General features: G+C 36.3%; 8 protein-coding genes. 3 read left to right on the top strand and 5 right to left on the bottom strand.

Annotation, left to right across the window (positions count from 1 at the left end; translation table 11 throughout):
• Positions 1-303: 303 nt before the first annotated feature.
• Positions 304-1,332 (top strand): glycosyltransferase, encoded by a 1,029-nt coding sequence (locus tag ML462_RS13335; RefSeq protein ID WP_240714323.1) that lies wholly within the window; start codon positions 304-306, stop codon positions 1,330-1,332.
• A 1,569-nt stretch (positions 1,333-2,901) separates the two neighbouring features.
• On the top strand, positions 2,902-4,065 hold the full coding sequence (locus tag ML462_RS13330) for a hypothetical protein (protein WP_240714322.1): 1,164 nt from the start codon (positions 2,902-2,904) through the stop codon (positions 4,063-4,065).
• Between the two features lie 154 nt (positions 4,066-4,219).
• Here the strand turns inward: ML462_RS13330 and ML462_RS13325 are convergent, their stop codons facing one another.
• The 3 genes from ML462_RS13325 to ML462_RS13315 all read right to left on the bottom strand — a co-directional run bounded on the left by ML462_RS13325 (position 4,220) and on the right by ML462_RS13315 (position 7,363).
• Complete coding sequence (locus ML462_RS13325; protein WP_240714321.1) at positions 4,220-5,941, bottom strand: FAD/NAD(P)-binding protein; 1,722 nt, start codon at positions 5,939-5,941, stop codon at positions 4,220-4,222.
• Between the two features lie 147 nt (positions 5,942-6,088).
• Positions 6,089-6,925 carry a mechanosensitive ion channel family protein gene (locus tag ML462_RS13320; RefSeq protein WP_240714320.1) on the bottom strand — a complete coding sequence of 279 codons (837 nt, stop codon included), beginning with the start codon at positions 6,923-6,925 and terminating at the stop codon, positions 6,089-6,091.
• A gap of 186 nt (positions 6,926-7,111) precedes the next feature.
• Positions 7,112-7,363, bottom strand: a complete 252-nt coding sequence (locus ML462_RS13315; protein WP_240714319.1) for a hypothetical protein — start codon at positions 7,361-7,363, stop codon at positions 7,112-7,114.
• 292 nt (positions 7,364-7,655) lie between these two features.
• On the opposite strand from ML462_RS13315, the gene ML462_RS13310 reads away from it, so the two are divergent.
• The gene (locus ML462_RS13310) at positions 7,656-8,255 is read left to right on the top strand and encodes a DinB family protein (RefSeq protein ID WP_240714318.1); all 600 of its coding nucleotides are present in this window, start codon (positions 7,656-7,658) and stop codon (positions 8,253-8,255) included.
• Between the two features lie 82 nt (positions 8,256-8,337).
• Here the strand turns inward: ML462_RS13310 and ML462_RS13305 are convergent, their stop codons facing one another.
• On the bottom strand, positions 8,338-10,272 hold the full coding sequence (locus tag ML462_RS13305; protein WP_240714317.1) for an FAD-dependent oxidoreductase: 1,935 nt from the start codon (positions 10,270-10,272) through the stop codon (positions 8,338-8,340).
• Positions 10,273-10,458: 186 nt separating this feature from the next.
• On the bottom strand, positions 10,459-12,087 hold the full coding sequence (locus tag ML462_RS13300; protein WP_240714316.1) for a beta-N-acetylhexosaminidase: 1,629 nt from the start codon (positions 12,085-12,087) through the stop codon (positions 10,459-10,461).
• Positions 12,088-12,504: the final 417 nt, after the last annotated feature.

Below are 12,504 nucleotides of genomic sequence, written 5' to 3'. Positions count from 1 at the left end.
AGATCCAGGTCTCACAGAACTAAACGAAATTAAAGTAGAAAAGAGAGGGGATTATCATTGTTGACGGAATCTCAAGTTCCCACGGTTCATGTAACCTTATTCCTCTCTTTTGTTCTTTCTGGTTATACATTCAAAATTTAGAGAAATTAAACTTAAGACGGTTCATCGCCAATAAGCGGCACCGTTAGAAAGAAAATAATTAACTTGACCAACAAACCAATACTAAGCCGACAAATCCGCGTTCCTAATCTTAATAAACAAATTTAAAGGAGACCGTTGATAAGCCAATTAATTAGAAAATTAGTGAATAAGACAAAAGTATACATTGACCCTACTATTAGAATAAAATACTCTTCTTTTTATATAAGAGGCTTATATGATGTTTTTGGCAAGGAGAATGTGAAATTTTCTGGAAAATATTTCGATTCCTTAAAACGAGCTTCAGATCCCTACTCTTATGATCATTATATGGCTTTTGTGGTAATCAATAATAAAAGCCTTAAGAAATACGTCATTGATTTTGCAGATAGAAGAACCATTAAGGAAAGAGCATATATTTGGTGCGATAGGTATGCTAAAATAAATTTTTCAACTTACTTATCTGACAATTCTTTTCATGAGAAAATAATTTCTATACCACCTGGTTTTGGAATTAATCTGTGGGAAGGGTTTGAATTGGTTTATAACTGTCTTTTAAATTTTATAAAATGTAAATTTAGACCATTAGTTTCACTGAAGGCCCATATTTTAGACTACTACTTACAATTTAAAAGACCTAAACTAGAGGAATATCATTCTGAAGTAATACATGAACGAAATAAGCCTTACGTTTTTTTGATAGGTACATTGTGGCCTCATGAAAATTGTATTGAGGGAACTAATCTATACAGAAAAACATTCGTTGAGACTTGTGAATCTATGAATATAGATTTTGAAGGTGGCTTTTTTTCAAACCAGGACCACCCTCAATATAAGCTTTTTAAAGACTTGATTTTTAGTGAGCGATACTCGGTAAAATCTTACATTGAAAAAACTAAAGAATCCTTATTTGTTTTTAATACACCGGCAGTTCACGATTGTCATGGATGGAAATTAGGAGAATATCTTGCCATGGGTAAAGCTATTATTTCAACACCACTTTCAAATAATTTACCAGGGGCTTTGACACATGGAGAAAATATTCATTTTGTGTCGAACCTGAATAACCTGCAGGAGGATATTTCTATGTTACTTTCCAATCCTTCTTATCGTAAAAAACTAGAAACTGGAGCTAAGAATTATTATTTAAATTATGTGGTTCCAAAAGAGGTGATTAAAAGTATAACAGCATGATAAACTGATTATAAGAATCTTTCCTACTCCTTTTTTTTAGAGATTATTCATTGATTTTATATAATTATTTCCTTCAAATTCTATTTGCAACATCGAAAATTCTGATATGTCTTAGGAAAGTCAACCTATAAAGACATCAAATGAATTAAAAACTTACCCATTTGTTACTCCTACAATTCTTTTACTTTTCAGCAATACCATAGTGGAAACTCTATTTGAATCATTTATAATTACTGTGGAAAAATCTTAATTTTTTGTATGAGTTGAAGCAAACTCTCATGACCCCGTAATTCTTCATTTTCATGGTGGTCAAGGGAAGTTCTCCACGTTAGAATATGATCTATATAAAAATTCTTTAGAACAGAATTATTCAATTTCATGCACGAACCAGAGAAGGAGCAGATAGCTCAAGAAATTCAAAATTTAGATTTAATCAATATGAAACAGTATTCAGAAGACCTGGGATTGTAATTGATCACCTAGTTCAGAAATATGATAAAAGAAAATTAAATACAATGAGAGATTTTTGAGGAGCACCCTATAGTTTCCTATATCTCATAAATGATCAATCTAAGGTCAATTCAAAGATTAGTGATGGTGGTGTGGCGAATGCTACGTATTTCTGTCATAACCTAATTAAAATAGAATAAGCTTACGAACTTATAGAAAACTCTAATATTCAAATGAAAGTTGAAAAGCACCACAACGAATGAGTTCAACTGGAAAAAATAAAAACCGAATTGATAATTTCTTTAAGATATGGGTTTGAAAAAAAATAAATTTTAAAGGCAGCTCAATTTCAATTCGTACAGAGATAAACCCAAAATGGCCCTGCCTTCCAGAAGGTATTAAAATATGTATATTTTGCTATGGATACTTTAATGAGTTTCTTTTAAAAAGCTGATTTTGTGAATAGGGAGTTTCAAAATGATACACTATATAACAATTTGAACATATTAAGACAATTAGCAAGTATTCAAATTCCTGTATTGGTCATACAAGGAAACAACGATCATTCTGTTGGTTTAGACTGGAAAAAAGATAGATACATCGAAAACAAAAAATCAGCGCCAAGAATTTTTTGTAAATTTTAAAGATACTGGGCATGGTACAACCGGAGAAAGTCCTGAAAAAATATTCCTAATTCTGGAGATTCTTTAAAAAATTCACAGTTTGATTATTGAAATTAAATGACTTCAATTTGCCTATTAGATCAGAAGATCCTTCCGGGGTACAGGGCAAACTTATTTTCATTAAAAATCAGTCTAAAGAGAAGATACTCAGAGCTTTTTATTTTTTCTAAATTCTCAATTATGTCATATCTTTTATATCCAAAACTTTTTGAATTACATGATTTTCATTTAAAACTTAAGGTGATTTTTTGAAAAAATAATCGAAATAAAGAGATAAAAGGTAGATGACAGTATGAAATATGGAAAATTAAACAACTCCAATCACCTATAAGCTATTGAAAAAAATTTGAATTGAGGTACAGTTTAACCCTGGCAATTTCTGCTTTTCACTGAGGTAAAAGCTCTACTTAAGATATTAATATAAAAATGGCAGCGTATGATATCTCTTCGTTCAACTATCAATTCTATTTTCTTCCGTCGTAAATCTTTGATCTATGGAATTTTTATAAGCCTTGTTTTTATCAGCCAGTTATCATGTGCTCAAAGGAAGAAAAAGTCGGTAGGCCCAGGTGGGGGGATTGTTGAAATATCTCAGCAAGAATTGAGAACTACCATGAACGATTTCTTTTACAGGTTCGAGCGAAGCATAACTGAATCTGCAGATAGTATCATGCAATTATCTTCAGACCCAGTTATAGACAGGGAAGCTCTAATTTGGAAATTGAACTCCATTCCTATTGCTAATACAGCCATTTACAACAGCGATCCCTTTCTTGGATATATAGATATGGCCGTGTTTACTTACCAATTGAAATTGTATTTTGAAAATGGGGCAGGTAAAAATCTATTTGGAAGCCATCAGGATATTGCCATACAAACTATGGACTCTCTGTGGAAGGATTTACTGGATATCGGCAGGAACTTGGTTCCCGATAATGATATTTCCGAAGGTACCAAACTAGTTACAGATTTTGCTGAAGAACATCCCCTCCACAGCTCTTATTTTGTAAGGCAATCCACCATTCCGCTCATGACGAAGATTCAAACTGCTGAGAAAGTTACTTTCAAAGGACTGGCTGAAGATATGTCTCAAAATCTGGATCAGATGCGTTCTCAACTAGGTTCTTATATGGAGGTTCTTCCGAAACAGGTACGCTGGGAATCAGAATATTTAATCAATAATACTATGACTAATCCTGTTCTAACCAGTCGCTTCGATTCCTTAACGAACTTATTGGAACGATCTGTAGTATTACTGGAATCTACTCCAAGTTTAATCGACACCCAACGCGAAACTGCTTTTGAGGACATAAGAAATGAACGCATAGCAGTAATAAATGCATTGCAACAGGAGCGGGAAATTATTTTTGAGGAGATCAAAAAAGAAAGAGAGATCGTTCTGGCAGAACTATCTGAACAAATAAACTTGCAAAGAGAAGCTACTTTTAAGGATTTGACAGCCCTGACCAATCAAAGTATTGATACAACATTTAACAGAACAGAGGAAATCATAGATAAACTCTTTTGGAGAACTATTGTTTTGATCTCAATTTTACTGGTATTAATATTTATTGGTGTTGTAGTTTACAAAAAGATTTAAAAATGGCTTCCAACCAGCGTTGGAAAGTTCTCTGATGGAATCAAGATGTCCAATAGAAGCAGGCGATGACTTAGAAGCCTTTCAAAATTATAATAAATGCCGGTTTTTGTTTAGGCCATTCCAGGACTAATAATTATTCCATTTAAAGGTAATATTAGCTAATCCTTTCTACTACTCCCTGTGCCCAGAGTTCGATCTCCGGACTGAAACATTCCAGGATCGCATCTGTTCCCAGGATACTGCCCTTCGAATTTCGTCCCAGCACGGCGACAGGAATTTGCGAATTATAATTTTCAACCAGAATTAGTCCACTTGACTCGGTAGCTATTCCCAGGCCGCTTTCAACCTGTTCAATTTGAAGATTTTTTTTAAGTTTTTTAATGATCGTACTATCCATTTTTTCAATATCTGGTCCTGCCAGAATTGAATTGATCATCACATTGGCCACTACAGACTCATTTTCTCTTCTTAGTTTCCATCCCTTTTCATGCAGGTCGGTTTCCGGATCCTTAATAAATCGCAGGTCCAGAACATCGGCATCCATTAAGGCGAGCAATTGCAGGATACTTTCAACCGGAGGACCATAGGAATAGCGTTTAGTACTCTCATCCAGGTCTACGATCTCTTTCATAACCTCACCCTTTAGCCCGGAATGAGCAAACAATCGATACATGGTTGGTTGAAGCTGCCTCCAGATTTGACCTACAGTATAGTCGAGACTAAAAGCAGATTCTCCATTAGCCATAGACACCGTTTTTTCCATATAATCCCTTGTCGGCATACTGGTATCCAGTATCAAAGCATGTTTAGTATCCATATCATTCAGCCAATCCTTGATCAACTTTTCTATCTCTTCATTTTCATAGTTTCCCTTTGTATAGGGAGTTTCCATTTCCGAATATATTTCAGCAGATATGCTGGCAAAGGCTGAAACTAAAAAATCAATATTTTCGATCTTTTCGGGTTCTACCAGGTGATTTTCAATTTTCAATTCAAAATGTTTCACCTGTCTTTTCGAAGGCTGAAAATAGGAGTCTACTTTCCTGCCATAGGGTTTAGGAACAACCGGCAGACCATCCAGACTAAATGGATAGATCTTAACCTCATCACCAGTTTTGAGATATTTCAGGAATTTCGAATCAGGTTTTTCTCTGAAGCCGCCTCCGCGGCAGGTAGTCAGCATCCTGCAAATATCGATCATGGAGAGTCCAAAGCCTTTGATCGCTATTTCCTTATGATCCCAGTTATTATCTGCAATTTCAGATTCGTATGGATCATGAATATAAACACATTTCCTTCTTTCAGCATGATTTTTCCAGGTTTGGGATTCTTCGGAAAGTTCTGTTGGTTGATGCCCGATGGTTAGAAGGCATTCATCTACATCATAACTACTTTCCGTAGAAATTAGCTTTATTTTATTATCGCTCTTTTGAAGGTCTACAATTTCTTCTGAATAATGACTGACAAGGTTATTCTCCTTCAAAATATCAAAAATACTATTGAAACGCTCATTCAGATAGGTTCCCATAACACTTCGAGGCGGGTAAACATCCTTATCTTTTTCTGAAGCCTTTTGAAAACCATTGGCAAGACACCAATCCCGGTAAGAAGGAAAAGAAGGTACACTAAAAGAATCAAATGAGATCTTTACCCGGCCCTCGAGTTCCTGAAGCGCAAAATCTGAAATATTTATCCAGTTAGAATTCGGCTGATCAAGATCCCATGCTTTTCCGGTACCCAGATTCTTCGAAGTTTCAAATAAGATCACCTCGAAATCAATACTGGTTTTAAAATTGGATATTTCTTTGAATAATTCCTCTAATGCAGCGAGGCCCCGGGGACCACAACCAACAATGGCTATCACTTTCTTGTGCATAAATAAAATTAAAAAACTACAGAATGTATTATTTCTGGCAAATATCTAATTTAAAATGCTATGAAGATTGATAGTTAACAATAGCTTAAATGTTCAGCCATTTTGTAAGATTATTCCTCGAGGGTTTAAATGATGACATCCAACATTTTAAGATGAAATTTGAGCCATACCTTCTTTATATATTTCATGTTTCGGAATTGGCATCTTAACCCCTTGCTTATCCAGTTCTTTCTTGACGGCTTCCAATTGTTCCCAGTATGCAGGCCAGTATTCGACAGATTCCACCCAGCATCTGGCTTTAATTTTCATCTGGTATTCCCCAATTTCATTCAGCCATACATCCACGGGCAGATGTGTAGCGAGTTTAGGATGCTTTTCCATCCCGGCAATAATTATGGGCCGTATATGATCCAGATCTTCATCGAAGGAAAATTTCAGATCTAGATCTATCCTACGATATCTTTCCATGGTTCGGTTATCTACATCACTATTGGAAACGTTTCCGTTAGGCATAGTTATGATCCTTCCGTCAAAGGTCTTTATACGGGTATACAGGATATCGATCTTCTCTACAAATCCTAGTTTTTCGTTTACGTAGATTAGATCACCCACCTTAAAGGGTTTGAATACCAGGATTAGTACACCCCCTGCAAAATTGGACAAACTTCCCTGTAGAGCAAGACCAACTGCGATTCCTGCTGCTCCAAAAACAGCAATAAACGAGGTGGTTTTAATTCCCAATATTGAACCAATAATAAAGAACAGGAATCCATATAAAAGAAATATGCTTAAACTTTCTACGAAGGTCTTTAAGGATAGCTCTACTTTCGATCTTCGCAAAGCTCCTTTAAGGATGTTCATAATAATCCTAATTGCGAAAATACCAACGATCAGAGTGACTAAGGCATAAATAAGTTCAGGACCAATTTCGATTAGAAAAACAAGAAGTTGTTCTTTAAGTTCCAGCCAGAAGTCTTTATCCATTTAAATTTTGATTTCCTGTAAAATACAAATTAGATATGAAACAGCTTTCGGTATGGAAAAGAGATGGGTAATTTATGTGATCCTTTTCCTGTATTCTTTAGAAATTCAACCTTTATTCTGAAGGATGTGGAGCCGGTGGAAGTAATGATAATATTTAACCTGGTAATCATTAAAACTTACATGTATTTAACCCTGATCTTCTTCCTTCAAATTAAGCAATTCTTCATTCAGGCTTTCGGTGATATACCACCTGCGGTAATCCCCCTCCCTGGTACCAATATGCACATATTTACCAAGGGAAGTCCGCATTGGGATCATTCCTTTTTTATTCTTCGGATGTTTATAAGTTTCCTCCCCAAGGATCTGGAATTCTTCCTCAATCTCTTCGATGATCTCTTTGTTCTGATTCAATCTGGTAAGATGTACCTTTTGCTTCATAGGATCTATTCCCTTTTACGGATATTTTCAATATTGGCAACTTAAAGAATATCCTTAAATATAACAGTCCATTTAAGGAATCCTTGGCATTTAACCGCTTATTTAATTGATAGAGAAACTTTATAAATTTAGTATTTCTAAAAAATATCCTCCGTTTTAAAGTAATGCATTTTATCTATTAAATGTCTACATGCATCCTACAATTCATTCAAAATACTCTAGACAAACACTGATTTACAGAGGTTTGGTATATTTTAATTATCTTTTATATGCTGATCTAAAAACAATAATTATGAAACGACGAGAATTGCTTTTGCAAAGTCTACCGGCCTCGGCCGCTTTTTGTTCTCTTCCACTGTTATCCTGGGCCATCCCAAAGGAAAAAGAAGATTTGTTAGCTCAGGTTAGTCTATTACGAGAAATGGATAACGATTCACTTGCATGGATCTGGGGAATACTTAATGGGATCACCGAGGAAGAATTGGACTGGAAGATCAATGACGAAGCAAATTCGATCCGGTGGATTGTAGGGCATCTTACCTGGTTCGAGGAATGGGCTAGCGATGCTATAGAAGAAAAAGGATTGTATCTTATAGATAAGCAACCTTCCACTTCCTTTCAATCTGATAGTTTTGATCAAATGAAAGACCGCTTAACCAAAGCACACGAAAAATATGATAGGCTTGTACAAAACCTGAATCCCGAACAAATCAGACGACCTTCAAAATACCTTTATAACGAAAATGATAAAAAGAGAGCAGATGTAGATTTAAGAACTATAATGGCCATTCGCTGCACTCATTTTTTTGGTCATTTATACCAGATTCGCATGATTCGTGGCACCTATAGCCGAGTAAATAATACTGATAAAGCAGCTTTTGATAAATGGTGAATTTAAATAGCGTGAAAAAGCCAGATTATGTAGTTGTAACTTTAAGCAATTTCAATATTTCATTACATAAGGACCGTTTAAATTAATCTGTTCCTAATTGATATTTTTCTAATTGTTTACTGAAATATTCGTTAAAAACGATCTGTGCAAATTCACTTCGGGATAAGTCATTTTTCTTAAAATTTTCAATTTTTAATCCCAATTTATCTATAGCTTCCCGAAGTTTGTGGCGGGAAACTTTTTTATCGGGTTTTGCATACCAGCCGTCATAAATACCCTTTAATCCTAAAAGTTGAAATCCGAAAAATGCCGGGTGTTCTCTATCGATATCTTCAAAATACATAAGTACGGCACCTTGCCGTAAAAGTTTCAGCTGAAGGCGTTCAATATTAATATCGCTAACGTTTTCTGATGTCTCTATAGCCGTAGCAGCCGCGATTCCCGCCGCATGACCTAAAGCCATCCATGTAGGTTCCATCCGAAGAGTGGAAAAGCCCAGGTGACTGCCAGATACGGGAACCGGGGCCAGAAGATTATCTACCTCCTTTGGAACCATGACTCCATAAGGTATGGTAAAAGGTTCTGTATGATCACTTAAAAACCCGTCCAGATGAACCCTGTTAGGTTCTCTTTTTCTTACACCGTGTGAATCGATACTGTAGTGCCCCGCGGAGATACTCTCCTCATGCACCGGAGGTCGCCTATTCTTTCCTGTTGGTTTTACATCTTTTCCGGTATAAAAATATTGCCCTTTCATCCTGCGGCCTTCACGAACATATACCTGCCGGGGAAAGTTTTCATTATCTACATATTCATCAGCTGCCAGTCCCCACCCTATACATTCCTGCCTGAACCATTCTGGCAGTTCTTCATCATTCTGGGCAAACCATAATAAACCAAGGGTGTAATTCTTAAGCCGCTTGGCAAAATTATCCCTCCATTCCCAGTCAGCCTCTGGCCAGGGCCAATTCTCCTCGGGCAAATCTGTCGAGATAAAGGCCAAATGCTGATTATTGGCATCAGTCTTTGAATTGGGAAGATCTACCAGGTTCACAACCTTTTGAATACCATCAGGATTACCTGGAATTTTTGGTTTGTCGGCAACCACAGAAGCTGTTGTTTTATTGGAATAATCTGGATTCTTCTTTTTATAATTTTGAAATAACTTGCTCGTGTTCCTTCCCGTAAGCACATCATCAATCAAACTTACATAGTCCTCTCGATTGTATTCCTCAGGCTTCTCTATTTCAATTCTGTTCTCTGGATCTTTTGTAAGGCACAACCTGTAATTATAGGCCTGTATGGCATCATCAGCTTCAAAGGTAGATCCCTTACCTACCGGTCCTCCCCAATATTTATATATTTTTCCGGCATATCGTTCATTATACTTATTCCTGGATTCCCTTCCTAGAACATACTCAACCCCGGCTGCTGCGATAAGGTCTCCTTCATAAGTAGCATCTATGAAAATCTTTCCTGAGACTTCTTTGCTTTCACCCGTTATCCTATTAAAAACTATTATGGATTGTATCTTTCTATTTTCTATTGAAATATTGTTCGTATTAACATCGAACTGATAGTTTTTCCATACATCTATAAGCTCATGTTCCTTCAGCATTTCAGTTAAAACACTTTCGGCTACGGAAGGTTCAAACCTGTATCCACCTTTTGAAATTTTATGCTGGGAAGAGTTCTTGCCATACTTTGAAATATAATGTCCTTCTACCCGGCCAATAAATTCCTTAAAGAGTCCACCAACGGCAGCCTCGGTTTTTATATCTGTAGCTCCAAGGCCATTTGCCGGAAGACCGCCAATATGTCCATTACGTTCAATGATAAGGCTTTTAAACCCATCCCGGTTGGCCGCTATGGCCGCCATTATTCCACCAGGAGTTCCTCCAAGAATCACAAGATCGTAGGTTGCTTTTTCAGTGGGCTGAGAGTAAACTGAAAAACCAAACAGAAATACAAGCAGAAAGAATAAACTAAGGAAGTTTGATTGATCTGTTCTTTTCAAAATATAGTTTTATACCCCTAAATTTAACAAAATCAAGCAAAAAGAACAGTTTTAAAATTTTGAAAAAGGAGAATTACGAGGATAAGACCAATATAGAACAACCCTACCAGGAAATCTAAAATCAGGAAATCTGATCAGAATCATTTGAAGAAAAATGTAAAAAGAACCTGAAGTTCTTGAAATCATCTATTCTATCAGGATTTCAGAATTTTTTCTACCTGCATAATTATAATCCTGAGCTTCATAAATATATTTTAATCCCTGCACTCGCTTCACAAAATCCAACCAGTTTCGATCTTTTTTACGGGTCCATCCTACCTCAGCCAATGCAGCCAATCTAGGTAAGGTCATATACTGGACCTTATCGAAATTCTGCATATACTCGGTCCATACATTAGCCTGTACACCTAAAATATATTCGGCTTCCTCACTAGATAATTCTTCCGGTTTAGGATTGTATGAATAGACCTTACTTAATGGCAGATATGCACCAATTGCCATAGGATCGCCCTCCAGTCCTATTTCCTGATAATAGTCTAAATAGAAATATCCGGTTGGAGTCATAATCACATCATGCTTCTGCTTTGCCGCTTCGATACCTCCTTCTTCTCCCCTCCAGGACATTACAGTGGCATTAGGTGCGAGTCCGCCCTCAAGGATCTCATCCCAGCCAATGATCTTTTTTCCTTTTGCATTCAGGTATTTCTCCATACGCTGAATAAAATAACTTTGCAGCTCATGCTCATCCTCCAGTCCGAGGTCAGTTATCCTTTTTTGGCAATCTGGACAACGTTCCCAGTTTGCCTTCGGGCATTCATCCCCACCAATATGAATATATTCTGAAGGAAAAAGAGTTACGACCTCATCCAGCACGTTTTCGAGAAAAGTAAAAGTGGATTCTTTTCCGGCGCAGAATACATCATCAAAAACTCCCCATGATTCCTGAACGATCTTTGGATTTCCAGATTCCTGCAAATGCTTCCCAGATTCTGAAATCCTTCCCTCAGGCACAATCGTATTCTCTTCAGGAAAGCAGCTCAGATAAGGATAAGCCGCTATTGCTGCACTACTATGCCCAGGCATTTCGATCTCGGGAATAATTGTAATATGTCTTTTTTCAGCATATTTTATCACTTCCCTGATCTCTTCCTGAGTGTAGAATCCTCCGTATTTTTCATTATCATTTTCAGATCCTGGAAATCTTCCCACAATAGTTCCATTTCTGAAACCTCCAATTTCAGTGAGCTTTGGGTATTTCTTAATCTCAATACGCCATCCCTGGTCCTCGGTGAGATGCCAGTGAAAAGTATTTATCTTATGCAGGGCCAGCATATCCAGGTATTCCTTCACTTCATTTACATCAAAAAAGTGCCTTGCAACATCAAGGTGCATTCCCCTATAACCTAAAGCTGGAGAATCTTCAATTTCAACCACTGGAAAACTGAACTCCTTATTGTTCTGTATGAGTAATTGCCTTAATGTTTGAATACCGTAAAATATACCTGCATTTGTAGATGCTTCAATATCTATGTGATCTTTGGATACCTGGAGATGATAAGCTTCATCATTATCAAACCGGTCTGATATTTTTAACTGGATCAATCTATTCCCTTTACTGAAATCCAGGTCTATTGACCTTGTAAGAATTTCTTTTAAAAAGTTCCTTTCATTCTCTAAATTCTTTCCGGCTTGAATTTTCACTTCAGGATCAATTACGAAACCTCCCTCGCCTTTTTTAACTTTTGAAGGTTTAGGAACAATATTCAACTGGTGTGTTGAATTCTGAAAACTATAAGCCTCTTCAATTGTAAGCATTAAAATTGTTATCAATAAAAACGAGAGTGAAAGCCTGTTACGCATAAACATAAATTGATCTAGTTAAAAACTCCTTTAAACCTTAGCGAACTGAAATTCGCGATATGGAAAGATAATTAATTATCTTTTTAAGTTGAATTTGAGAAATTTATTGTGATCCATTTAAATATAATCCTTGTAATTACCGGAAAAATGGTTACTGAGATTAATAATGGCTTATACTAAATTTTGAGCCCGGTAATTGATAATTTGCCGGTTAATATCTATGAAAGGATTATTTCGCTCATTCATTAGATCACTCTTAAGAGAATTTTTCTTTGGTTTTTGGAGTACTATTAATGCTCTCTTTCGGAATATTGGTATATGTCTTTTCCCTTCAGTTTTCTCAACAGCAGGGGTGTCCACTGAAGATTGGCA

The organism is Christiangramia lutea, from assembly GCF_022489035.1.
Taxonomy (GTDB): domain Bacteria; phylum Bacteroidota; class Bacteroidia; order Flavobacteriales; family Flavobacteriaceae; genus Christiangramia; species Christiangramia lutea.
Note: the sequence above shows the minus strand (reverse complement) of the source record. Positions and strands in the feature narration are given on the sequence as shown.

What these genes read in the sequence shown, in the direction of transcription:
- ML462_RS13320 (WP_240714320.1), bottom strand. Translation starts at nt 6,925, where the DNA reads ATGGATAAAGACTTCTGGCTGGAACTTAAAGAACAACTTCTTGTTTTT.
- ML462_RS13310 (WP_240714318.1), top strand. Translation starts at nt 7,656, where the DNA reads ATGAAACGACGAGAATTGCTTTTGCAAAGTCTACCGGCCTCGGCCGCT.
- ML462_RS13325 (WP_240714321.1), bottom strand. Translation starts at nt 5,941, where the DNA reads ATGCACAAGAAAGTGATAGCCATTGTTGGTTGTGGTCCCCGGGGCCTC.
- ML462_RS13315 (WP_240714319.1), bottom strand. Translation starts at nt 7,363, where the DNA reads ATGAAGCAAAAGGTACATCTTACCAGATTGAATCAGAACAAAGAGATC.
- ML462_RS13300 (WP_240714316.1), bottom strand. Translation starts at nt 12,087, where the DNA reads ATGCTTACAATTGAAGAGGCTTATAGTTTTCAGAATTCAACACACCAG.
- ML462_RS13330 (WP_240714322.1), top strand. Translation starts at nt 2,902, where the DNA reads ATGATATCTCTTCGTTCAACTATCAATTCTATTTTCTTCCGTCGTAAA.